19 protein-coding genes are annotated in these 24,406 nt (G+C 49.6%); 18 read left to right on the top strand and 1 reads right to left on the bottom strand.

Translation table 11 applies throughout. The features are described 5' to 3' along the window. The first annotated feature begins 187 nt into the window (after positions 1–187). Together DP091_RS09280 and DP091_RS31780 are read left to right on the top strand one after the other, a co-directional pair. Entirely contained in the window at positions 188–1,360 is a 1,173-nt protein-coding gene (locus tag DP091_RS09280; protein WP_113058066.1) for a GNAT family N-acetyltransferase, read from the top strand. Between the two features lie 305 nt (positions 1,361–1,665). Beyond that, positions 1,666–2,157 (top strand): GNAT family N-acetyltransferase, encoded by a 492-nt coding sequence (locus DP091_RS31780; protein WP_258394453.1) that lies wholly within the window; start codon positions 1,666–1,668, stop codon positions 2,155–2,157. A gap of 67 nt (positions 2,158–2,224) precedes the next feature. Here DP091_RS31780 and DP091_RS09270 read toward each other — a convergent pair whose 3' ends face one another. Further along, a complete protein-coding gene (locus tag DP091_RS09270; RefSeq protein WP_113058065.1) occupies positions 2,225–2,917 on the bottom strand; it encodes a DUF421 domain-containing protein in 693 nt (230 codons plus the stop codon). A 262-nt stretch (positions 2,918–3,179) separates the two neighbouring features. On the opposite strand from DP091_RS09270, the gene DP091_RS31305 reads away from it, so the two are divergent. The 16 genes from DP091_RS31305 to DP091_RS09190 all read left to right on the top strand — a co-directional run bounded on the left by DP091_RS31305 (position 3,180) and on the right by DP091_RS09190 (position 24,392). Next, positions 3,180–3,326, top strand: coding sequence for a hypothetical protein (locus DP091_RS31305; RefSeq protein ID WP_181469765.1), 147 nt, complete (start codon positions 3,180–3,182; stop codon positions 3,324–3,326). A gap of 450 nt (positions 3,327–3,776) precedes the next feature. Continuing rightward, entirely contained in the window at positions 3,777–5,684 is a 1,908-nt protein-coding gene (gene thrS / locus DP091_RS09265) for a threonine--tRNA ligase (RefSeq protein ID WP_113058064.1), read from the top strand. Between the two features lie 107 nt (positions 5,685–5,791). Continuing rightward, the gene (locus DP091_RS09260) at positions 5,792–6,301 is read left to right on the top strand and encodes a ClbS/DfsB family four-helix bundle protein (RefSeq protein WP_181469764.1); all 510 of its coding nucleotides are present in this window, start codon (positions 5,792–5,794) and stop codon (positions 6,299–6,301) included. A gap of 226 nt (positions 6,302–6,527) precedes the next feature. Further along, positions 6,528–7,649 (top strand): glycoside hydrolase family 88 protein, encoded by a 1,122-nt coding sequence (locus DP091_RS09255; RefSeq protein ID WP_113058062.1) that lies wholly within the window; start codon positions 6,528–6,530, stop codon positions 7,647–7,649. Continuing rightward, the gene (locus tag DP091_RS09250) at positions 7,639–9,807 is read left to right on the top strand and encodes an alginate lyase family protein (protein ID WP_113058061.1); all 2,169 of its coding nucleotides are present in this window, start codon (positions 7,639–7,641) and stop codon (positions 9,805–9,807) included. The genes DP091_RS09255 and DP091_RS09250 overlap by 11 nt, the downstream gene beginning before the upstream one ends. A gap of 67 nt (positions 9,808–9,874) precedes the next feature. Beyond that, entirely contained in the window at positions 9,875–11,599 is a 1,725-nt protein-coding gene (locus DP091_RS09245; protein WP_113058060.1) for a cache domain-containing sensor histidine kinase, read from the top strand. Beyond that, the gene (locus DP091_RS09240) at positions 11,596–13,185 is read left to right on the top strand and encodes a response regulator (protein WP_113058059.1); all 1,590 of its coding nucleotides are present in this window, start codon (positions 11,596–11,598) and stop codon (positions 13,183–13,185) included. The genes DP091_RS09245 and DP091_RS09240 overlap by 4 nt, the downstream gene beginning before the upstream one ends. A gap of 429 nt (positions 13,186–13,614) precedes the next feature. Next, positions 13,615–14,535 carry a carbohydrate ABC transporter permease gene (locus DP091_RS09230; RefSeq protein WP_113058057.1) on the top strand — a complete coding sequence of 307 codons (921 nt, stop codon included), beginning with the start codon at positions 13,615–13,617 and terminating at the stop codon, positions 14,533–14,535. A gap of 18 nt (positions 14,536–14,553) precedes the next feature. Continuing rightward, complete coding sequence (locus tag DP091_RS09225) at positions 14,554–15,390, top strand: carbohydrate ABC transporter permease (protein ID WP_373456910.1); 837 nt, start codon at positions 14,554–14,556, stop codon at positions 15,388–15,390. Between the two features lie 150 nt (positions 15,391–15,540). Next, entirely contained in the window at positions 15,541–16,923 is a 1,383-nt protein-coding gene (locus DP091_RS09220; RefSeq protein ID WP_113058055.1) for an ABC transporter substrate-binding protein, read from the top strand. Positions 16,924–17,036: 113 nt separating this feature from the next. Then, positions 17,037–18,290 carry an alpha-L-fucosidase gene (locus tag DP091_RS09215; protein ID WP_113058054.1) on the top strand — a complete coding sequence of 418 codons (1,254 nt, stop codon included), beginning with the start codon at positions 17,037–17,039 and terminating at the stop codon, positions 18,288–18,290. Positions 18,291–18,328: 38 nt separating this feature from the next. Continuing rightward, positions 18,329–20,188: a glycoside hydrolase family 35 protein gene (locus tag DP091_RS09210; protein WP_113058053.1), complete on the top strand. Its 1,860-nt coding sequence runs from the start codon at positions 18,329–18,331 to the stop codon at positions 20,186–20,188. Between the two features lie 240 nt (positions 20,189–20,428). Continuing rightward, positions 20,429–22,093, top strand: a complete 1,665-nt coding sequence (locus DP091_RS09205; RefSeq protein WP_113058052.1) for a hypothetical protein — start codon at positions 20,429–20,431, stop codon at positions 22,091–22,093. 26 nt (positions 22,094–22,119) lie between these two features. Then, the gene (locus DP091_RS09200) at positions 22,120–22,791 is read left to right on the top strand and encodes a bifunctional 2-keto-4-hydroxyglutarate aldolase/2-keto-3-deoxy-6-phosphogluconate aldolase (RefSeq protein ID WP_113058051.1); all 672 of its coding nucleotides are present in this window, start codon (positions 22,120–22,122) and stop codon (positions 22,789–22,791) included. A 174-nt stretch (positions 22,792–22,965) separates the two neighbouring features. Further along, positions 22,966–23,739, top strand: coding sequence for a MerR family transcriptional regulator (locus tag DP091_RS09195; RefSeq protein WP_373456909.1), 774 nt, complete (start codon positions 22,966–22,968; stop codon positions 23,737–23,739). After that, positions 23,736–24,392 carry a GAP family protein gene (locus DP091_RS09190; protein ID WP_113058049.1) on the top strand — a complete coding sequence of 219 codons (657 nt, stop codon included), beginning with the start codon at positions 23,736–23,738 and terminating at the stop codon, positions 24,390–24,392. The genes DP091_RS09195 and DP091_RS09190 overlap by 4 nt, the downstream gene beginning before the upstream one ends. The last annotated feature ends 14 nt before the right edge of the window (positions 24,393–24,406 follow it).

Below are 24,406 nucleotides of genomic sequence, written 5' to 3'. Positions count from 1 at the left end.
AAATTATTCCAACTTTTTTGTTTGTACCAATACGATCCCTTTACGGCTGAATGTGTTCCTGAAAACGGACGGTGTTTTGTTCCGCATAGACAGCAGCAATGTTATACTGATCATGTGTCCTGGAACAACATTCTGAACCGGGATAAGCAACAAAAGTACATATAAAGATTGGAGAGGTGAAGCAAGTATGGAACTTAGACAATTAAGATCCGACGAGTTTGAGATCAGCACCAAATTATCCGAATATGCCTTTCAATATACGCTAACACCGGAGCAGCGAGAATCCAATCAAAAGCATTTTAAACCTGAACGCTTCTGGGGAATTTTTGATGGAGAAGAGCTGCAAGCGAAACTGACCATCATCCCGCTGCAAGTTTATGTGCATGGAGACATATTCGATATGGGCGGTATCGCCGGTGTGGCAACATGGCCCGAGAACCGCAGACAGGGGCATGTATCCACCTTGCTCAAGCATGCGTTGCAAGAGATGAAGAGCAAAGGCCAGACCCTTTCCTTCCTGCACCCGTTTTCGATTCCGTTCTATCGTAAATTCGGCTGGGAACTTTATGCGGAATACAAAAAGTACACCATTCCGGTATCTAAATTCCCGCGTAAGGTGGAAGTGCCTGGGCGCATTGTAAGAGGCGTAACCGATATTCCAACACTGGACGGCATGTATCAAGCCTATGCCAGCCGCTATAATGGTACTCTTGTGCGGGATGAGGCATGGTGGACAAGATCCGTGCTGCAGGGCGACAATCACAGCGTTGTTTATTATTCAGCTGAAGGCAAACCGACGGGCTACGCGTTATATGAGCTCAAAGACAAAGATCTTGTGTGCGACGAATTTGTATATCTGAATGAAGAAGCCCGAAGCGCACTCTGGACCTTTTTTGGAAACCATGATTCCAGGATTGAGCAGGTTACGATGACGATGGTGCCTGGGGATGATCAGCTGCCGTTCATGCTGCCGGATCCACGCGTTACCCAGGAAGTGGTCCCTTACTTCATGGCCCGTATCGTAGATTTGAAATCCTTTGTGGAGCATTACGCTTTTGAGGCTCATCAGGAAGCCGTCATGACCTTAGAGGTGGAAGATTCCGCTGCGCCTTGGAATGCGGGCAGATGGAGGTTGTCCGTTAATCAAGAGGGGAAAGCGGAGCTGTCGGAGCTTCCGACCGATGCAGGGGAGCAGGCTGATCTGACTACCGATATTCAGACGTTGTCTGCTCTGTTTACGGGATATAAAAGACCACTGGCGCTGCATGCCATTCACCGGCTATCCGGGAATCCAAAGACTGTAAAACAACTGGAAACGATGATTCCCGCCGGTCAAACCTATCTCATGGATTTCTTTTGAGAAAGGGAGAAGACTTGGTAATTCGCAGACTTTTGCCTGAAGAACTGGAGCGTCTCTTGGAAACCATCAACAGAGAGCGGCATTTCTTATACTATTCCTATCTTACATTTCGGAAGAGTCATACCGTTCACTATGGGCATTTCTCAGAACATGGAGATCTGCTGGGTATTGCGGCTTTCCTAAAGGGTCTGCCTTTCTACGCCTTTTCGGTGTATCCCCTTTAGACATCGTTTCGTTTTCGGTCCGTGCTGACCCGAATGATACAAGATTTGAAATTACCGGAGGGGGCATTAGGTAGCTTTATCGTGAGTGAGGATGAATGGGAGGTTCTAAATCCTGAGGTTGATGTGACGAAACCTCCCGCAGGCATTCTTCTCATGAAGCATCTCCATCTTGAAGATTTGCCTTTAGGGAATAACGAGGTGTTTCGTTTAGACCCATCGTACTTTGATATGATTGAGTCAAAAATGGCTGAGTTCCATTCGATGGCTTTTGCAAGGGAAGAGCTTCATCATCCGTTCTATGGAGTTGTTCAGGATCAGGAGCTCATCGCCGTCGGCGGATACCATATATATAGCGATGATTATGTGGAGCTTGGGAATATCGGCACGGATGCTGCGTGGAGGAGACAAGGGTACGGCAAAAAGGTGTGTGCGGAGTTGACCCGTAAGGGACGTGCAGCCACTCTCCATGTGTATCTGAATGTGCTGGAGGATAACCTAAGCGCAGTACGTTTATATCAGTCTCTGGGATATGTTACGGTGTGCAAACAGTATATCGTTGAATTCGGTCTATAGTTAGAAGCAAGGGGAAAGAAGCCTGATTTATCAGACTTCTTTCGTTTTTTAATCGATGGGTACAGGTTCAGTCCTGAACCTCCCGCTTGGAATAAACATAAAGCTTCCCGTCATCTCCGTATTCCGCATAAGCGATATCTTCCAGGGAGTCAAAACCTTGTTCCCGAGCTTTTGACTGGATCTCGCCCTGTGCAATGGGTTTGCCCAGCATCGATTCCTCGAGCAGCTTGCCCTTGTCGATAACCGTCACCGTAAAGGTGTCCGGCTTGGCTGCTACGCCCATATCCTGGGCCGTTGGCGGCTCGTACTCGGGTTTGCGCATGACGGACAGCGATCCGTCCGTTTCCAGAATGGCGTATTTGACTTCAGTTAACGAGAAAATGCTTTGCCGTCTCAGCATGGATAACAGCTGTTTATATTCCATATCGTATTTGTTCAACAATTTTTGGTTGAGCTTTCCGTTATCGATCAGGAGTACCGCCCGGCCTTCCGTTAAATATCCGAACTTAACAAAGTGGGTGGTTGCCTTTTCGAAGAGGTAAGACATCGTTGTCCAAAGCGCAAGAGCGAATACCAAATGATATAGGTTTACCTTATCATCATAGAGGCTTGCCCCGACGATTTCACTCAGAATTAGGGAGGACAAGAAGTCAAGCGGTGTAAGCTGGCTGATGGTTTTTCTCCCCGTAACAAATGTGATGATCCATAACCCGAAAAAGCTGACGATTAGTTTAATCCCTAAATCTATAAACATATCCATGGACAACCCTCCTTCAGCGTTTATGTCATATGGTAAGATATTAAACGTTTTGGCTTCAAGGAGAAACAAGGGAGATTCAAAAGCCCATTTCGAGGGGTTGACGATACTTGAGCAAATTCCGCTAAGCCCTCCCTGATCCCATAGAACTTTACCTTTTTTACGTCAAACACTTGAAAGCGACGCCACGTCATCTTGTAAGATGTATGTTGTGATAGAAAATTACGATCTATGTCACAAATACATACAAAAGGAGATGAATGGAATGAATAAGGGAGATGTCATTATTTACGCTTGCGTCATCATTGGAGCGGGTATCGGTTTAGCGCTGGGCAGCGCGTTTCCAGGAGTTCTGGTCGGTTTGGGCGTTGGATATATGATTAAAATCTCATGGAACCATGAAGAAAAGTAACCGTGATAGAGATGTTTACATAGGATGAACTAGAGGAGACCGAATGTTAGCTATATTAACATGGTCTATCCGTCAGTTTATGTTTGACAATTAGAAAAAACTGACTTATAGTACTTTACTATCAGCAATGATCAAAGACATGATTCTTGAAACGACCTGCCCAGAGAGGGAAGTGATTGGTGAAAGCTTCCTCCGTGATTGCTTCTTGAATTACCCCTTTGTAGCTGTGTTTTTGAACCCTGATCGGTCGTTCGACTATCGAGATATGGAACTAGAAAACACCGAATCATCCCCGTTACCGGATGTCTGAATGAGGATCCGATGAGCATGCTGCGATTTAGCCGCTGTAAGTCTGGATCAAATTAGGGTGGAACCACGAGCTGAACGCACTCGTCCCTTCGGGATCGAGTGCTTTTTTGCGTTCAATCTAAATTTGATGGAGGGATAACAATGTCAATCGTAGTAACGCTGCCAGAGGGAAGTAAAAAGGAGTATCCCGCACAAACGACGATGAATCAAATCGCGGAATCCATCCATTCAGGTCTGAAGAAACAAGCCGTTGCAGCCAAAGTGAATGGGAAACTCGTGGATTTGGATCATAAGCTGTGTGAGGATGCGGAAGTAAGCATCATAACGCTCGATTCAGAGGATGGACTGTACGTATATCGGCACAGCGCGGCTCATCTGATGGCCCAGGCCGTTAAACGGATCTATGGCAGCCAGTCCGTCCACTTGGGGGTAGGACCTGTCATTGAGGATGGTTTTTATTACGATATGGATTTGGGGCATTCGATTACATCTGAAGACTTGATTGCCATTGAGCGGGAAATGCAGAAGATCGTTCAGGAAGACCTGCCGATTATTCGCAAGGAGGTGGGGCGTCAGGAGGCCGAACGTATCTTCCAAAACGACCCGTACAAGATGGAGCTGATCCGCGAATTACCGGCGGACGAGGTCATATCGGTGTATGAGCAGGGAGAGTTTATTGATTTGTGCAGGGGGCCGCATCTTCCTTCAACGGGCAGAATCAAGGCATTCAAATTAATGAGTGTGGCGGGCGCTTATTGGCGGGGGAACTCGGACAATAAAATGCTGCAAAGAATATATGGAACGGCGTTTCCCAAGAAGTCGCGGCTGGAGGAGCATCTGTTGCTGCTTGAAGAGGCCAAGAAACGGGATCATCGGAAGCTGGGAAAAGAGCTGGGGCTCTTTATGTTCTCGGAGGAAGCACCGGGTATGCCTTTCTTTTTGCCGAACGGGATGATCATCCGCAATGAGCTGGAGCAATTCGCAAGAGGACTTCAGTTCCATCGCGAATATGATGAAGTGCGGACTCCGCTGATGATGAACAAGCGGCTGTGGGAAATGTCCGGTCACTGGGATCATTACAAAGACAATATGTATTTCACGCAAGTGGACGAGACGGAGTATGCGCTGAAGCCGATGAATTGTCCAGGGCATATGTTAGTCTACAAAAATTCGCTGCATTCCTACCGAGAGCTGCCCATTCGCATTTCCGAATTTGGTCAGGTGCACCGCCATGAATTCTCTGGCGCGCTGAACGGTATGATGCGGGTGCGCACGTTTTGTCAGGATGATGCGCATATTTTTGTAAGACCCGATCAGATCCAGGAAGAAATCAAGCAGGTTATCGATTTTATCAGCCAGGTTTATCAAGTGTTTGGCTTTGATTATACAATCGAGTTATCGACAAGACCGGAAGATTCCATGGGTTCCGAGGAATTGTGGGAGCAGGCGGAGTCCTCCCTGAAGCAGGTGTTGGATCAACTGGGGTTGCCGTACCGGATTAATGAAGGGGATGGGGCGTTTTATGGTCCGAAAATCGATTTTCATATCTTGGATTCCTTAAAGCGAAGCTGGCAATGCGGTACCATCCAACTGGATTTCCAATTCCCTGAAAAATTCGATCTTTCGTATATCGGAGAAGATAACCAGAAGCATCGGCCGGTTGTTATTCACCGGGCGGTATTTGGATCCATCGAGCGATTCATCGGGATTCTTACAGAGCATTACGGCGGGGCTTTCCCGATGTGGCTGGCTCCCGTACAGGTTATGATCATACCGGTATCCGACCATTATATCGACTACTCGTTAAAGGTGAAGAAACGTCTGGAAAATGCCGGCATACGGGTGAACGTCGATGTAAGAAATGAAAAGCTGGGTTATAAAATCCGCGAGGCGGGTCTGCTGAAAACGCCGTACACGCTTGTTCTTGGCGAGAAGGAATTGAATTCCGATCACGTATCCGTCCGTAAACGGGGCGAGGGGGAACTTGGAGAGAGTGCCCTAGATGAAGTGATCGCAAGGCTTCGGAAAGAGATTGAGTCCAGGGGATAAGAACGGCCGATCGATGATATTCATCACCGTACATGATCCTTGGTCATGGTATCATTTGGATGTTCGCCTTTAAATGATGGATGTAAATGATGAAGGAGAGTGTACCGTTGCAAACGTATCAGAGCAAAGAAGCTTTCATCGCTGAAATTCAACGAACGTATAGCCTTTTTGATCATGAGTTTGATGACATTCCAGAGGATAAAAGGAATCTTCGTATTGACGAAGTCGATAGAACACCCCAAGAGATGATTGCCTATCAGCTGGGATGGCTAACGCTGGTGATGAGCTGGGAAGAGGATGAACTTGCGGGTAAAGAAGTTACGACGCCAACCCCTGACTTAAAATGGAATCAGTTGGGGGCGCTGTATCAGCAATTCTATCATACGTATGATGGATATTCTTTGGAAGAATTACGTTCGTTGTTAAAGCAGAGGACAAATGAATGGTGTGAATGGATCAACGGCTTACGTGAGGAAGAGTTGTTTCATTCAGGCGTTCGCAAGTGGACGGTTACCAGTGCCAACTGGCCGATGTGGAAATGGCTGCACATCAATTCCGTCGCGCCGTTCAAAAGCTTCAGAACCAAAATCAGAAAGTGGAAAAAGCATGCCGGCTAGCCATATCGCATATCGCTAGGCAGACAAAACGATTCGAGGTTACCTCGAATCGTTTTTTTTTGTTGAATTCGAACGAAAAAGGACGGGTTTATTCCTTAATTACCACCTTAGGGGAGCAAAAGTCAAAATATTGCACATCAAAGCAAAAATCGGCTCTACAAGAACCGGGTGACTCTCCTTATCATGGATCGTAATAATGATGGATTTGTGAAGGGAGCACGACGTTATGTGGAGCAGTGCGATTAAAGATGCTGTAGAGAAAATCCGGAAGAACATGGATACTTTCGGGACAAGATTTCCCCACGTCAGCAGGGACGGCGCTTATTTGCTGAATGACAATGACGACTGGACGAACGGTTTCTGGAGCGGACTTCTCTGGCTATGTTATGAATATACGGGCGACGAAGCTTTTAGATTGGCGGCAAAACGAACGGTTGAACATTTTCGCCGCCGTTATGCAGAAAAAAAGGTGCTTGATCATCACGATATCGGATTTCTGTATTCCTTGTCCTCCAAAGCGGAGTGGATCGTTGAGAAGAACGAGAGTGCCCGCCAATTGACGCTTGAGGCTGCGGACTTGCTGCTGAAACGCTGGCGTCCAGGCGGCGGATATATTCAAGCGTGGGGCCCTGAAGGAGATCAACAGGAGGGCGGTCGCATCATTATCGATTGTTTGATGAATCTGCCGCTCCTGTTCTGGGCCGGGCAGCAAACCGGCAATCCCGTATATAGGGACATCGCAATCATGCAGGCGGAGAAGACACGGCGTTATCTGGTGCGGGGAGACGACAGCTCATACCACACCTTTTTCTTCGATCCGCATAAGGGGGAGCCGATCGGCGGCGCCACGCATCAGGGCTTTACGAACGGCTCGACCTGGACACGGGGACAAGCGTGGGGGGTGTACGGCTTCGCACTGGCATACCAATATACAGGAGATCGTGTATACCTGGATACTTCTAAACGAATGGCGAAGTATTTCCTGAAGCACTTACCGGAGGATCATGTCGCCTTTTGGGACTTTAACACGCCCGTAACCGCGGAAACTTACCGCGACAGCTCGGCCTCCGCCATTGTGGCAGCAGGCTTGCTGGAACTGATTGGACATTTGGATGAGGAGGATCCGGAAAGAACCGACTTTGAGCAAGGCCTGGAGGCTTCCATGACCTCGCTGGTACGAAATTACTCTACGATCGGCAAGGAAGCGGAGGGTCTGCTGTTGCATGGCTCTTATCATGTGCGCGGCGGATTATCACCGGATGATTTCATGATCTGGGGGGATTATTTTTACCTGGAAGCTTTGATTCGGATGGAGACCGGGAGCAAGGGGTACTGGTATGAACGCTGATGCGACGGAAGCTTCGGTGAATGCCGTATTGGCTCTTTTGAATCCGGAGGATCCCGTTATGCGTTCGATGCAGGATGCAGACAATCAAGGCCATCGGCGCGATATGATGCGTAAGCTGCATAAACACTTCTCCTGTCGGAACACACCGGGATGGTGGATGAGCAGTGAGGATAAGCAGAAAATTACGGATTATGTGAAGCAATTCTGTGCAGATGAACTGGAAACCGTCATGAAGTCGGCGGATGAGGTGGTGCAGCAGACGTTCCTGTTCCGCTTTCCATGGGATATGGAACGGAGCGTGATTCCCGTTACTTTTGACGGTGATATTGACTGGTGCCATGTTCCCGATCAAGACGTGGAGTGGGCTTATATGCTGAATCGCCACCGCTATTGGGTGGCGCTGGGTCAAGCGTATGCGATGACAGGCGATGAGAAGTATGCGGCGGTCTTTAGCCGGCAGCTTGAAGACTGGATCGATCGGAATCCGGTTCCTGGAGAACCTACGACGGATACGTTGACATGGCGCCCGATCGAGGCGGGGCTGCGCAGCGTGAACTGGATTAAGGCACTTCAATACGTGATCGGTAGCCCTTCCCTGACTCCGTCATTGCTCGGTAAAACGCTGATTTCGCTTCACGAGCACGGGGAGTATCTGGCTGCTTCCTTCACCAGCTGGAAGCATATCAGCAACTGGGGAGTACTGGAAACTTGCGGTGTATACCATATTGCGCTATTCTTCCCGGAGTTCAGCAAGTCGGCACGGTGGCGGGAAATGGGAGAAGAGAGACTGAAGGAGACAGCGAGGCTTCAGATTATGGCGGATGGCATTCATTGGGAGCAATCGCCTACATACCATCATGAGGTGCTGGCTTGTTATCTTGACTGCATTCACCTCGCCAATCTCAACGGGTTGGAGCTTGACGGTCCATTTCGGCGTACGGTCCGTGAGATGGCCGAAGCCTCCCTGTTCTGGGCGAAGCCGAATCACAGGCAGCCGATGCTGGGAGACAGCGACGATAGCGACATTCGTGGCATTCTGACCTATGCCGCGTGGTTATTTGGGGATCCCGTTCTGAGATATGGCGGACACGCTCGGCCGGATTACGACAATGCCTGGCTGTTCGGCATGGACGGAATCCGGGAGTACGAAGCTATGGTTCCAACTGAGCCGCCATCCCGGAGCCGGGCTTTTACCCATTCCGGCCATTATACGATGCGAACGGGTTGGGACGAAGAAGCATTGTACCTTTATTTTCACTGCGGCCCGCTTGGCGGAGGCCATGGTCACGCCGATATGCTGCACGTGGATCTTCATGCCTACGGCCGAGATCTGCTCACGGATCTTGGAAGGTACAACTATAGCGACCATACACCGCTGAGAGAAGCATTGAAAGAGAGCTCAGCGCATAACACAACGGTTGTCGACGGAATCGGGTTTACCGGAATCAAGGACACCTGGTCTTTCGACCGGATTGCCGCACCGCTAGGCTGCAAATGGGTCAGTAGGCCGGAGTTTGACTATGTCGAAGGGGCGCATGACGGCTATCTCTATGGGGATGAACCGTTGTATCCGCGAAGAAGGATCATTTTTGTTAAGCCTTATTTTTGGCTGCTGATCGACAGCTTGGTGTGCCTTGAGCAGCATACCTTTACTCAGCATTTTCATTTTCCGCACCCGCCAGGAGAAGTCGGGATCGAAGCGGAGTCGTTGATATGCCATACAAACACGGCTGGGGAGGCGAATCTATCGATTATCCCCGTACGCACAGACGGTCTGCGCGGAGAAGTGGGCGAGGGTGTAATATCCCGCGAATATAACCTGTTGGAACCGAATGCGAACGTGACTTACTCCCGGACGGGAAAAGGGTTGATCAGCATCATGCAGGTGCTGTATCCCCATCGTCCAGGCGAAACGGCTTCTCCGCGAGTCCGTAAGGTTCCGGTATACCGTCATACGGGTGAACAGGTTCATGACGGGCAAGCGGAGGCATGCGGTGTTCAGCTCCCGGGAATGGAAGAGGAGTTTATACTCGTTGTTAGTCACCGTGCGCCGTCCGGCCATTATGATTCTTATGTTGTGGAGGACATGCAGATCTTCGGGGAGGTTGTGCTGACGACCCTTCAAGGCGGAAAAAAGCAAGCAACCGTCATCATTTAATGAATGCTTCCAGCACAGAGGACTGATAGAATAAAGAGGACAAGAGCATAAGAGAGGCGCAGAGAAAATGTTCAAATTCACCTACTATAAACGCATCCAGCTGTCGTTTCTTTTGCTGATCTTTATTCCGCTGATCGCGGTTTCTATCATTTCGTTTGTTCTGATTCGGGATACGATGGTAGAGAAGCTGCAGCTCAGCAACGACAATGTCCTGAACGTCATGACGGATGAGCTGAGCAAGACGATTGACGATGTCACGTTTGCTTCCCATTTTATCGTGAACGATACGAATGTTCGCAATATCCTGAAGTCATTCGCAGACACCAAACGGCTGGGTACTTATCAGGATTATGTACATTTCAGACAAATTCAGGACGTATTTTCCCTGATTAATTCCAAGCCGCTGAATAATAACGTGCGCATGTACTTGGTCAACCGCCAGCATTTTGTCATCTCATCCGGCACGGAGGATTTGACCGCCTATAACGGAAGCCTCGACAAACTGATGGAGCGCGTCGATCTCAGTAAACCGGAAACCCTGCAATGGCTTGGGATGGCCGGCGGCGACGCGTCAGGGAAAGGCAAGAGTTATTATATTGCCAGGGTCATCTATGACAGCCGAGAGAAGAGGCAAGTGTCCGTATTGCTTAGTGCCATTTCCGATTCGTACTTCAACAAGCTGCTGGGTACGATCGACTTCGGCAAGGTGGCGCTCTTTGATGCAAACGGGGAATTCATCGCAGGCAATCCCGGGTTGATCCCGCATCATACGGAAACCAAGGGCAGTGTCCGAACGGACAGAACCATATTGAAATCGAACTGGAAGCTGGCTTACGAGGCCTCGGAGAAAGAGTGGTCGGGGCAAATCTCCCGGACTTTTTATACCGGTCTTGCCGGTGTTCTGCTGCTGTTTCTCGTGTTCTCCGGGATGTCCATCCTGATCGCCAAAAGGCTGCACAGCCCGATTCTCAAGCTGCAGCGGGTCGTACGCCAGTTCGGCATGGGAAACCTGGATGTCAGACTGGAGGTCAAGGGCAAGGATGATATCGCCGAACTGGGGCAGACGCTGAATACGATGCTCGATCAATTGCAGCGGCTGATCCATGATATCGAACAGGAGCAGGAGCAGAAGCGAGTGATGGAACTTGAGGCCTTGTTTATGCAAATCCGTCCTCATTTTTTGATCAACACGCTGAATTCGATCAAATGCAGCCTGATCTTGACGAAGGATACGCTTCACAGTGGCATTATTGATTCCCTGATGAGTTTGCTCCGAGCCTATCTCAAGGTCAATGAGCCGGCCACCTTACGCGAGGAATGCAAGCTGCTGGGCCACTATGTTGACATTATGAAAATTCGCAATGAAATCCCGCTTCATTTAGAGGTTGACCTGGATCCGGAAACCGAGGGACTCATCTTGCCGAAACTTATTTTGCAGCCCATCGTTGAGAACGCCATCGTCCACGGGCTTGTCGATCATCAAACTCCACGCATTGAGATCCGCTCCCGAAAGCACCCGGACGGAATCAGAATCGAGATTATCAACAATGGCTTCGGGGCCGATGAAGACATGCTCCTATGTCTAAACCGTAGACTTGGAAGACCAAGCGGCGAGCAGGAAGGAGCTTATGAGAGGGTCGGTCTTATGAACGTGATCCAAAGACTCCGATTAACCTTCGGACGGGAAGCGAGTTTGACACTCGCCAACCTTCCGCAGGGTGGAATGTCAGTTTCCCTGTACTTGCCCCAAAGTCATCATCATGGTTTTTTACCGGAGGGAGAGGAAGAATGATGTACAGAGTAATGCTCATAGACGATGATGTTCCTATGCTTAAGGTACTGCAACAGATGATTGACTGGGAGGCAAACAACCTGCAGATTGCCGGCAGTACGTATTCCAGCGCGAAAGCGATGCATATGTTCGAGGAAGTCCGGCCGGACATTGTCATTACGGATATCGGACTGCCACAGAAAAACGGCATTGAGCTGGCGGACCATTTTATTCGCATGAAGGCGGAGGTTCGGATTATCTTCCTGACGTGTCATGAGGATTTTCATTATGCCCAGCAGGCCGTAAAACTGCAGGCGGATGACTATTTGATCAAAGATCAGCTTACGGCGGAGCAGCTGGAACAGAGTCTCGGCAAGTCCGTGCACTTGTTAAAGACGCGGGCTGGTCTGATTAATCGCGAGGCAGCGAGTTACAATAGTCAGCTCTTTCGGCAGGATTTGCTGCAAAAGGTGATCAATGGCTCTCCGTCCGAAGCCACTTTGGCTTATGCGGCTCAGATCGGCATCTCCTGGACGTATCCGTGGTTTATGCTGGGGCTGGTCAGCATTCAGCTCTCCAGCTTTGACAAGCGTTTCAGACATTCGGAATTTCCGCTGATTTTATACGCTGTATACAATATCGCGATGGAGTTGTCCGAATCGTATGAAGGGATCACGCCGTTCATGGAGCAGGGGAACATTGTGATTCTGCATAACTTTAGGGTGAACCTCGCACAGAATGCCAGCTTGCATCTCCATAATTATGTGCAGCGGCTGCGTTATCAGTGCGTCCATTTTCTCAAAATTCAACCGAACGTAATTGCGGTTACGGACAAAATGGAACTAAGCTCGATTGGCTCCATTTATCAGGAAATTCTTCATGACAAATGCGAGTTTTACGAAAATTCCGACTATACGATATCCGAAATTTCTCAAATAAGGTCGCGGTGGTTTCAAGCCGCGCCTCACGGCTTTCTTGACAGCTACGTTTCGGAGCTGGAGCGGAAACTCATCCAGCAGGATCTCGACGGTATCCGCACGACCCTGCACAAAGTCGCCGGCACCGCAAAAGAGCTGTCGATTGATCCGGCCGACTTTGCCAGGGATCTTACCTCCATGCTGCGAGGTATCGAGCTGATGTTCTCCAGTCTCAAATTCGATGAGGATCTGTTCGCCTATCTTGCTTTAGCACGCACCTTGGAGGATATGATGGAACTGGTGGAGAGAAAGCTGACCCAGATTATCGGAACCCGGCAAGCGGGAGTGGGAAGCTCCACGAATGAGCCGAAGCTGCAGGTGATCCAGCAATACATCGATCAGCATCTTGACGATAACATTACGTCGATCGACATGGCACGCTATCTGTTTTTGAATCCAAGCTATTTCTCGCGCTATTTCAAACGGATGACGGGGTTGACCTTTACGGATTACGTTCATCAATACAAAATGAAGATGGCTACCAAAATGCTTAGAATGTCCGGACAAAATCTGGAGTCCTTAGCTATGGGATTAGGCTATTCGGATCGGACGTATTTTTCAAAAGTGTTTAAAAAATACGTGGGGACCACGCCCAGCGAATATAAAGCGAAATACACCGCACGAAAATAAGCGGACCGTTACCCCTTCGGTCACTTATACAGCATCAAAGCCGCCTATCAAGGGCGGCTTTTTACGATTATAGAATGTAGGAGTTTTTAGCGAAGCGATAAGCCATAAATGTATTCGCTATATGTTCTGGGGGTCCCCGCAAAGTATTTGGAATAAGCATCGAAGTCTAGGCTCCACTTTGTGGGGCTTTCTGTTCTGGGGTCCCCGCAAAGTATTTCGAATAAGGATCGAAGTTTAGGCTCCACTTTGTGGGGCATTTTGTTTTGGGGTCCCCGCAAAGTATATGGAAAAAGCATCGAAGTTTAGGCTTCACTTTGTGGGGCTTCTTTTGGTCAAAATCTTGCACATGGCTGGTCATAATCCCTCCTTCTTGCCGGTGGCGGATGTATTACTATAATGACAACTTACAAATTGTTGAGGTGATGCTAGATGGAGGCTGTACAACAACCAGTGTCCAAGAGCCGGCGGAAGTTTTGGACTCCCAAGCGGAAAGAGGCTTTGATCGGGTGGCTGTTTCTGGCCCCGGAAATCGTCGGGATGCTGCTGTTAAACGTGTTTGCTCTTGGATTTTCTTTGTATTTGAGTTTATCCGATTGGGATATGCTGTCGGGTGTCCAGGGGATCGAGTTTACCGGATTGGATAACTACATCAAGATGTTCCATGATCCGACCATTATTCAAGCGATAAAAAACAATTTGATCTATATGGTTCTTACGGTGCCGATCCCGATTGCCATCGCTCTGGTGCTTTCGGTTTTGATTCACAACAGCGTGTTCTTCAAGAGTTATTTTAAAGTCGCGTTCTTCATTCCTTATATCTCTTCGATTATTGCTGTTGCTGCGGTGTGGAGCGCATTATTCCACCCATCGCTGGGACCGATCAACCAGTTTCTGATGGATCTCGGGATCAGCAATCCCCCGAAATGGCTGGTCGATCCGAAAACGTCACTCTTGGCGATTTCGATCATCAGTTCCTGGGCGGGCCTGGGCTACACGATCATTATCTATATGGCCGGGCTTACGAACATTTCGAATGAAATTTATGAAGCGGCGGATATTGACGGTGCCAGTGCAATTAAAAAGTTTTTTGCGATTACGGTTCCGATGCTCCGTCCGACAACCTTCTTCCTGTTAATTACGATGTTGATCGGCTCGTTTAAAGTGTTTGACATCATCGCCTTTTTGACGGAAGGCGGCCCGAACAATTCTTCTACCGTGCTTGTATTCCGCATCTATGAGGAAGGCTTTCAAAATTACAATATGGGATACGCTTCGGCCATTTCCTGGCTGCTGTTCGCGATTATCGGTCTGATTACCGCGCTCACCTGGAAAATGAGAAATGAAGAATAAGGAGGGAGAGGAATGTACATGCAGCTTCTTCGAAAAAACGTGTCCAAAGTGGTAGTCACCCTTATCATGGGGGCATTGTCCCTTGTGTTTCTCGTTCCGCTCATCTGGATGATTTCCGCGGCTTTTAAATATGAGAAGGATGTTATGCGTTTCCCGATTCAATGGATACCGGAAAAGGTGAATCTGGCGTACAATTTCAAGATGGTCTGGATGGGAAGAGTTCCCTTCTATGATTTCTATTTTAATTCTTTTAAAATTGCGATTATTACGACCCTAATCACCCTGATTATCTCATCCATGGCAGGGTATGCGCTAACGAAAATTCGATTCAAGGGACGAAATCTGGTTTTTATGGCCTTGCTCTCGTTCATGATCATTCCGGATCAGGCGACGCTCATTCCGCGGTTTCTGCTCATTCGCTGGTTTGGGCTCTACAATACGCATGAGGCCATCATCTTCATGAGCATGTTTTCGATTTACTTTACGTTCCTGCTGCGTCAATTTATGAACGGGATCAGCGATGAATACTTGGAAGCGGCCAGAATTGACGGAGCGGGTCATTTGCGGACATTTGCTTCCATTATGGTTCCGCTGTGCAAGCCTGTGCTGGCTACGGTAGCCATTATTAAATTCATATGGACCTGGAACGATTATCAGAATCCGCTCATCTTTTTGCTGGACAAGGACTTATACACCATTCCGCTGGGCATGACGCTGTTCCGCGATGATTACACCAACAACTATGCCATTATGATGATGGCGTCAGTCTCGGCGATCATTCCGCTGGTCATTGTGTTCATCGCATTGCAAAAGCAGGTTATAAACGGCATTGCTTTGGGCGGGGTAAAAGGGTGATGCGGTGTCTAAAGCCAAAATTCGGAAGTTCGGAAAGTCAAAAATGTAATCCTAGAACCTCAAAATTGTGCACTTGATCAGCCATGCTGGTGCCTATAATGAACATGAAAACAACACCACAACTAATTTATCTGTGCAGGGGGAAGTAAGATGAAGAAAAAAAGTAAACACAGATTATCCGTCATTCTTAGCACGATCCTGGCGAGCACCCTGGTATTAAGCGGCTGCGGGAAATCCGGGTCAGAAAGCGGTGCCAGCACGAACGGTGGAAGCGGTCAGACGGACAAGCAGGTTACCGTTAAGTACTACAACTGGGATAACGAAGCCCAACAAGCGGGTACGGACGCCATGCTCCAGGAATTTATGGATCAGAATCCGAATATCAAGGTCGAGCATGTGGTTCTGGTTCCCGGCGATTCCGTGGAAATGTTGAAAAAGTTGGATTTCCTGATCTCATCCGGTGAAGCGATCGATGTTATTCAATTCCCAAGCCTGGGCGGAGTTCTCGAACGGGCCTCACGTGGAGCCCTTGCTCCCCTGAACGAGTTCTATGAGCAGGAAAGTCTCGTTCCGGAAGACGAATACTTTGTTAATGCCAAGCTAGAAGACAAGTATTATGGCATGCAGTACACCAAGAGCACGAACTATGTGATGCTCAACAAGGATGCCCTGGATGAAGCGGGACTCGAGGTTCCGAAATTCGGCTGGACTTGGGATGATTACCGCGACTATTCCAAAAAGCTGACCAAGGGCGAAGGGGTTGACAAGCGTTACGGTTCTTACTTCCATACATGGGAGCTATATATGAACGCTCCTGCGCAAACCATGATGAAAGATCCGTTCGTATATGAGGACGGGACAACCATTTTGGCAGATCCGACCTACGAATACTTCTTCCAGCTCCGCAAAGATATGGAGGAGACGGACAAGTCGGCCAAACCTTACAGTGACGTGCTTGCCGCGAAGCTGAACTACCGTACTGAATTTTTTAATGAAGAAGCTGCTATGATTCTTACAGGTAACTTTACGGTAGCGGATCCAGGCAATACTGAGCAATATCCGCATGATTTTAAAACCGCTTTCGCTCCTGTACCTGTGCCTCCTGCAGGATCGGAACCTAAAGAGTATGAAGGAAAATACTTCACCAGCGGCAATATGCTGGCACTGGGTGCCAATTCCACCAACAAGGAAGCATCCTTCAAGCTTATGAGATTCATGACAACAGCCGATTCGGACAACAGACTTGAGTTCTCTGGCTACAAGAAAGCGAATAACGAAGAATTGTTGACAAAGCTGGTTGCCGGTAAAGAGGATAAGTACGATATGGAGTCGTTGAAATATACGCTGTTTAGCGATGAAATCGAGTATCTTGATGCATCCAAAGTCATGATGACGGATACTTCGGAATTGACCAAGATCATTAATGACGGCTTTGCGAAATTCATGCTCAGCAACGAACCGATTGATGAGGTTCAACAATGGATGGTCGATGAAGCCACCAAAATCATTAACGAAAAAGGCGTTGTCAAGTAACGGGGCAATGCACGAGGTATAAGAATCCTGGTAGGAAACGGGTTTCGGGGGGCCAATGAACGGGCTTCCCCAAAGCCCTTTTTTTACGACTGGTGAGCGTTGGAGGGGAAATTATGTCCATATCAAGAAAGCTTAAGGACCAGCTTGTTGTTCCTTCGCTGGAGCAGCTAGCCTGGCAGGACATGGAGCTCGGGTTGTTCTGCCATTTCGGAATCAATACGTTCTGCGACCAGGAATGGGGGGAGGGCAAGGACGCTCCGTCATTGTTTAATCCGGACCGCCTGGATGCTAAACAGTGGGCCCGGTCCGCGAAGGAAGCCGGATTCCGTTATTTCATATTGACGGCCAAGCACCACGACGGTTTTTGTCTGTGGCCGACGGCGACAACGGATTATTCCGTAGCCTCGAGTCCGTGGAAGGAGGGTCGGGGCGATGTCGTAAAAGAGTGCGCGGATGCTTGCCGGGAAGAGGGCATCGGCTTCGGTATTTATGTATCCCCCTGGGACAGGCACGAGCCGTGTTATGCCGACCCGCAACAGTATGATGACTTTTATTGCAGACAATTGGAGGAGCTCTTAACGGGCTATGGTCCGCTTGTGGAAATTTGGTTTGACGGCGCTGGGTCGGAAGGCCGCGAATATGACTGGCCCCGTATCATGGATCTTGTTAAAAGGTATCAGCCCGGCGCCATGGTGTTTAATATGGGCGCGCCCACGATCCGTTGGGTCGGCAATGAGGATGGCGTGGCTCCGTATCCTTGCTGGAACACGGCCGATTCTTCGCGGGGCAGCATGTTCAGCGAAGAATCGTTGAAGTGGCTGCCGGAGACGCCGGGCTGGGTGCCCGCGGAATGCGATGTCCCCATCCGAAAAGACCGCTGGTTCTGGCATCCGGATGAAGAACACTTGCTGTTGTCCGTGGATCAGTTAATGGAAATCTATTATCGGTCGGTCGGGCATGGTGCGACATTGCTGCTCAACGTCGCACCAGACCAGCGCGGGCTGCTTCCGGAAGCCGATGTAAAGCGGCTTCTGGCATTTGGCAAAGAGATCAAGCGCCGGTTTGGTCATGCCCTGGCCGAAAGCTCGGGATCGGGAGAGATCGTTGAATTAAACCTTCCCCGAACATGCGTGATCGATCATGTCGTTGTTATGGAGGACATTGCTTTCGGGGAACGGGTGAGTCAATATGTGCTGGAAGCCTTCATTGATGGAGCGTGGCTCGAGCTTACCCGCGGCAGCGCGATCGGTCACAAGAAAATCGATGCGTTTGCTCCAGTATCTTCCGACAAGGTGCGCTTGCGTGTACTGAAATCGGCAGCAAGTCCGAAAATCAAAAGCATGGCGGTTTATCGCTGCGGGGCATAAACGCTGGATATTTATATGAGGTGTGGAGGGAATTTGTAATGGGAATGCTCACATGGAAGAACGGACAGTACTTGCTGGACGGGCAGCCGTACCGGATCATATCGGGAGCGATACACTATTTTCGTGTCGTTCCTGAATATTGGGAGGACAGGCTATTAAAATTAAAGGCCTGCGGCTTTAATACCGTTGAAACATACATCGCATGGAATGTACATGAACCCAAAGAAAGGGAATTTCACTTTAGCGGTATGGCGGATATTGTATCGTTTATCGAAATAGCCGGGAAACTGGGCCTGCATGTCATTGTCAGACCGAGTCCGTTCATCTGTGCGGAATGGGAATTTGGAGGTTTGCCGGGCTGGCTGCTGGGTTATGGAGAAATCCGGCTTCGTTGCAGTGACCCGCTCTATTTAAGCAAGGTGGATCATTATTACGACGAGTTGATTCCGAGACTGGTTCCGCTGTTGTCCACACACGGAGGGCCGATTCTGGCGGTTCAGGTCGAGAATGAATACGGCAGTTACGGCAACGACCATGCTTATCTGGAATATTTGCGCGCAGGACTGGTTCGGCGCGGCGTTGATGTGCTTCTCTTTACTTCGGATGGGCCAACCGACGAAATGCTGCTGGGCGGGACGCTTGGCGATGTGCACGCAACGGTGAATTTCGGATCCCGGGTAGAAGAATCCTTCCGCAAATACCGGGAGTATCGCACGGAAGAGCCGCTGATGGTCATGGAATTCTGGAACGGCTGGTTTGATCACTGGATGGAGGACCATCATGTGCGGGATGCGGCCGATGTCGCCGGAGTATTGGATGAAATGCTGGAGAAGGGCTCGTCGATTAATATGTATATGTTTCATGGCGGAACCAACTTCGGCTTTTACAGTGGAGCGAATCACATCCAGGCATACGAGCCAACAACGACGAGCTACGATTATGATGCCCCTTTGACGGAATGGGGGGATCAGACGGAGAAATATAAGGCGGTGCGGACAGTGCTAAGCAAGCATGGTTTTAAACCGGGTTGCCCCCTCCCGGAGCCCATTCCGAAAGCGGCTTACGGAAAGGTTGCTTTGTCTGAAATGGCCGGTCTGTTTGCGGATGCCAATCTAGAGCATCTCTCAATACCGATAAAAAGCGTATGCACCCAGACGATGGAAAAATTCGGTCAGTCCTATGGTTTTATACTGTACAGCACGTTTATTCAGGGACCGCGGCAAGGACAGCAGCTGCATATTCAGGAGGTTGGTGATCGCGCGCAGTTATTTCTGGACGGTCGGCCGCTTGGCGTTATCGAACGATGGAAATCAGAGCCTCTCGATATTACCGTACCCGCAGGCGGAGCAAGGCTGGATATTCTTGTCGAGAACATGGGCCGGATCAATTACGGGCCGCTAATCCGCGATTCCAAGGGAATCACGGAAGGCGTGAGAATCGATAACCAGTTCCTGTACAACTGGACGATCCGAACCCTGCCACTGGAGCCAGAGATGCTGTCATCACTCTCTTATACACCGGTTACGGATGAAGGGCGGGCGGAGCAAGAAGAGATGGCCATGCCGGAGTCGGAAAACGCGGGCCTGCCCCGATTTTACCGCGGCAGCTTCCGGGTGGAGGACATCGGAGACACGTTTCTTCGCTTTGATGGCTGGACCAAAGGTGCCGCCTGGATCAATGGCTTTAATCTCGGCCGGTACTGGAACGCGGGGCCGCAGAAGGCCTTGTATATTCCCGGCCCTTTATTGCGTAAAGGGGAGAACGAGCTGGTCCTTTTTGAACTGCATGGCGGTCCCGAATCTTGCGAAGTCGAGCTGTCAGATCAACCGGACCTTGGACAGACAGCGGCAGTGGACGAAGCTGTGCTCAATTTTGTACAGGATGGGGAAGACAAATAGTCCATTACGACAGGGACAATACAGTTCATCGAGTACAACATGCCCGACCAGAACATCCCTCTGGTCGGGCTTTTACTGCAAACAAGATAAATGATGGCATGGGTTCTGAAAAATAGCTTCCCTTTTTGTTCATTTAGGTTTTTAATGTTTATATAGGTTCGAATTAGGTTTCTTTAAGTTCGTTTTTTATTTCATTATGTTGGGAAGCTGCTTTACCATCGGATTGGGAAAGGAGAACAAATGAACGATTATAAAGAGAGAATGAACCGGATTGTTCGGAACGTTGCGGAACGAGCATGGAGGCAGCCTCTATTACCCAGCGGATTGTGGTTTCATGGGGATGTGCGTGATAACTTCTACTATGCCTCTTATCTGTTTGCGGCTTCGCTAGACCTTGAGATTGATCCGAAGTTTAACCGGCAGGAAGGCAAGCGGCTGGCAGAGGAGGTTCTGGGTCGTGTGCTGCGATTGCAGAACAAGGACGCGAAGAGTCCGATGTACGGACACTGGCCGCTGAACCTGGGACCGAAGCCGGAAGAGGCGAGTCCACATCCGCTGCCGGTTGAATTAATGGGGAGCTTGATGGTTTTTTTCCATCGCAAGTTTGAAACTGAGATGAGCGAGGGCTTGGCGGCTGAGTTTGAGGCTGGACTGGAACATATCTACCACGGAGGATTTTTTCGGAAGCTGCTCACGGTGTGCAATCATCATGAGGCCAAATATACGGCAGCCAAGCTAATATTCGGCCATCGGTTCGATGATAAGGAGCTTCTGGAGGACGGAAAACAAAGTCTTCGGGATACCCTGAGCTTGCTCCGGCGGGAAGGTATGGCAGAATACGGGTGCTTGCCGTGGTTCTGGCATTGGATACAGGCGTTCACCTGCGCGTTGGAACTAATGGAGGAACCGGAATTAAAGCGGGAGCTTCATGAACTTCTGGATGAGCTGTGGAGCCTGCGCACGTCCTATTATTTGAAAGGGGCGTGGGTAGGAGCCCACTCCAGAGGATGGCCGCATGATGCACCGAGGGATGCCAATGTGCTTCACGATTATGTCCAGTTCGGTGATTTTAGCCTGCCGGAGGAGATGCCGCGCACGGAGTACGCCGGTTTTCTATTCCACGAAGCTCCGGAAGGGAATCGTCGTCTTGCCTTGGATCGAAGCGAACCGACCGAAGTGCGCAAGGCTCTGATGAAATCGGTTGACGGCGAGATGCGGCAGCTGCACTCCTACGCTTATGTGACGGAATATTTTGCGGCGGGCGGATTGTGGGAGCGGGTTCGTGAGTTCGACAACGAGCAGCTGCGCTGGATGTTCAGCCTACCTGTCCGCAATGGCGGCAAGGCAAATCAGCTGTATTTTTTTCACCCGGGAGAGGGATATGATCCCTCAGGAAGCGATCCCCGCCACCAGAGTGAGTGGATGGAGGTGCTGTACCACAAAAACGTGGTGCTTGCGTTGTATCCGCTGCCGGAACCAGCGTGTGGTGTTGGTGGTGGTGAAGTTGTCGGCGTTCTACCGGAAGGAGAATGGCTGTATGAGGCGGAAGCTCTATACGGCAAGGTAGATGAGGTTTATTTTGCCGTACATTTGAGTCCCGGGACTGCTTATGACATTAGGGAGCAGTCCGGATATCATCTGGCCGTCTGCCGTGGCCCTCGAATGGCTCTCACCGTAGAAGCGGTAACCGTTCGGGAAGCTGAGAACAGAGGGATTGGACAACTGGCGGCGTTCGCACGGCAAATGTCCGGGCACAGGCCGGAATTCATGACAGACGGCGGATTTGAGGTTGCGTATACAGGGTGGATGACCGAGGATCGACTGCGTCTGACGGAAATGGCTTCAGGCAGCTCAGCGAGAACGATAAACGGAGTGGAATGTACGTTTGAATCGTATTCCGTGTAGTTATCGAATAGAAAAGAGGAGTTAAGATGAAGAAATTGCAGCTGATTCAAAAAATAGCAGAAGAAGGCGTGGTCGCGGTCCTGCGCGGCGAAACGCCGGAGCAGGTTGTGGAGATGGCCGAACAGGCGATTGCCGGCGGCATTAAAGTGATCGAGGTGACGATGACCGTACCGTTTGCGCTCCGGGCCATTGAAACGTTGTCGCGCAAATATTCTTGGAACGCCGAAGATCCTTCCTCCTATGCCATCATCGGGGTAGGTACTGTGCTTGATCCGGAAACTGCGCGTGCTGCGATATTGAGCGGCGCCGAGTTTGTTGTAGGGCCGTGCCTGAGCAGGGAAACCGTGATGCTGTGCAACCGCTATCGGATTCCGGTCATGCCGGGCGTGATGACGATCAAGGAAATCCAGGAAGCACTTGAACTGGGAGCGGATATTGTCAAGCTGTTCCCCGGCAATCTGTATGATCCCTCGATGATCAAGGCGATCAAAGGCCCGCTGCCGCAGGCGAATATCATGCCGACCGGTGGTGTCTCGCTTGATAATCTTGGCGAATGGATTAAGGCGGGGGCAACAGCCGTCGGTATTGGATCGGACCTGACTAGCGAAGCTTTGAAGCGGCAGGATTACAGCTTGATCGCCCATAAAGCAGCCGAATACAAGAGAGCGTATCTGCAGGCTAAAGGGCTGACGCAGTAACTATGCTTTCGATTTGGTAGGAAAATTAAATCAGTTAACGCCTGTTGTTGACTCCCTGAGTCTCCAACAGGCGTTATTTGTTTTTTGAACGTTACTCGTAAAAAAGCTTGAAAGTGACGTAGCGTCATCCTGTATAGTGAAGTTATCGAGACTTTAGGAAAGCAGGTGATGAAGTTGATTCCCATTCAAGATTTATCCAAGCAAACGGGGATTACGGTAAGAACGCTGCGCTATTATGACCAGATTGGCCTGCTGATTCCTGCCGCCAAAACACCGGGCAAACATCGTATATACAGTGAAGAGGAATTAAAGAAGCTGCAGCAAATCCAGTTTCTGAAGAGGCTGGGCTTCAGTTTGCAAGAGATATCGGATATGATTTCCAACCCGGAATGGAACTGGTCCACCAGCCTGATGAATCAGTTGGAATTCGTAATGAACGAACAAAAAAAGCTAAATCAGATGGAATCGGCGCTGCGAGCCGTGCTTCACAGCATTGCGATGGAAGGTGAGACAAGCTGGGACGTCATTCAGAAATTGATTCACCTCTCCGGAAGAGACCCATCGTTAAAGCACTCGATAAGGCAGCAGATGTTTGAGAAGCGCGAAGTAGAGTTGTTAAGTCTACTCCCTAATATGAACAGCACGGATCCCGACTCTCTCGAGTGGATCGCTCTGTTGGGGCAGCTCAAAAGGCGGATGCAGGACGGTCCCGATTCACCGGATGTGCAGCGAATTGTCCGACGGATGGATGAGAAACGACTTGAGGTATTTGAAGATGAAGATCCCTTCATAGATAAACTGTGGGAAATCCGTAAATCGCCGGCGCAGTCCGAGCAGATGGGATTATATCCCATCGAGGATGCCCTTCTTCATTTCATGGAACAGGCATTCGAAATTTATGTATTACGCAAGGACAAAGAACAAGTAGAAGAGGGGGAGACATCTTGACGTTGGAACTGCTGCTCTCCATTGGAGCCTTATCCCTCTTGGACATGCTGAGTCCAGCTACACTTGGCGTAACGGTGTATTTGCTCTTGACCGAACGGGACCGGTTAATCCCCCGTTTATTCATTTATTTATTAACAGTGGCAGGCTTCTACTTCTTGGTAGGCGCTGCGCTTATGCTGGGTTTGGATGCTGTTCTGCAATCCGTAACCGGCATTTTTCAAAATCGAACGGTAAGCTGGATCATGACCATTGTCGGCGCTGTCCTGTTTGTCGCCAGTTTCTTTATCCCCACGAAAAAAACATCCGAGCCGCGCCGTCCAAAATCCAAAAGCTTCGGAGCCATGATCGGCCTTGGGTTCACAACGTCCCTGCTGGAGGTAGCAACAGCCCTTCCGTACTTTGCGGCTATCGGGCTGATGACTACGGCTCAGTTAACAACGGTTCAATGGATGCCCATCCTGGCTGCATACAATATCGTGATGGTGCTGCCTCCAATCCTACTGCTTGGATTACACCTCGTATTCGGACGCATGATGCAGCGACCGCTGGAGAAGCTGCGCCTGACAATCGCGAAGAGCTCCGGATCGATTCTATCATGGGTATTGTGTATTGCCGGGCTGATTCTAGTGCTGAACAGCATAGATAACTTGTAACGATATCCGATTCT

Source organism: Paenibacillus sp. MDMC362 (assembly GCF_003269305.1).
In the GTDB taxonomy this organism is placed as follows: Bacteria; Bacillota; Bacilli; order Paenibacillales; family Paenibacillaceae; genus Paenibacillus_AQ.
This window is presented reverse-complemented; position numbering and strand designations above follow the sequence as displayed.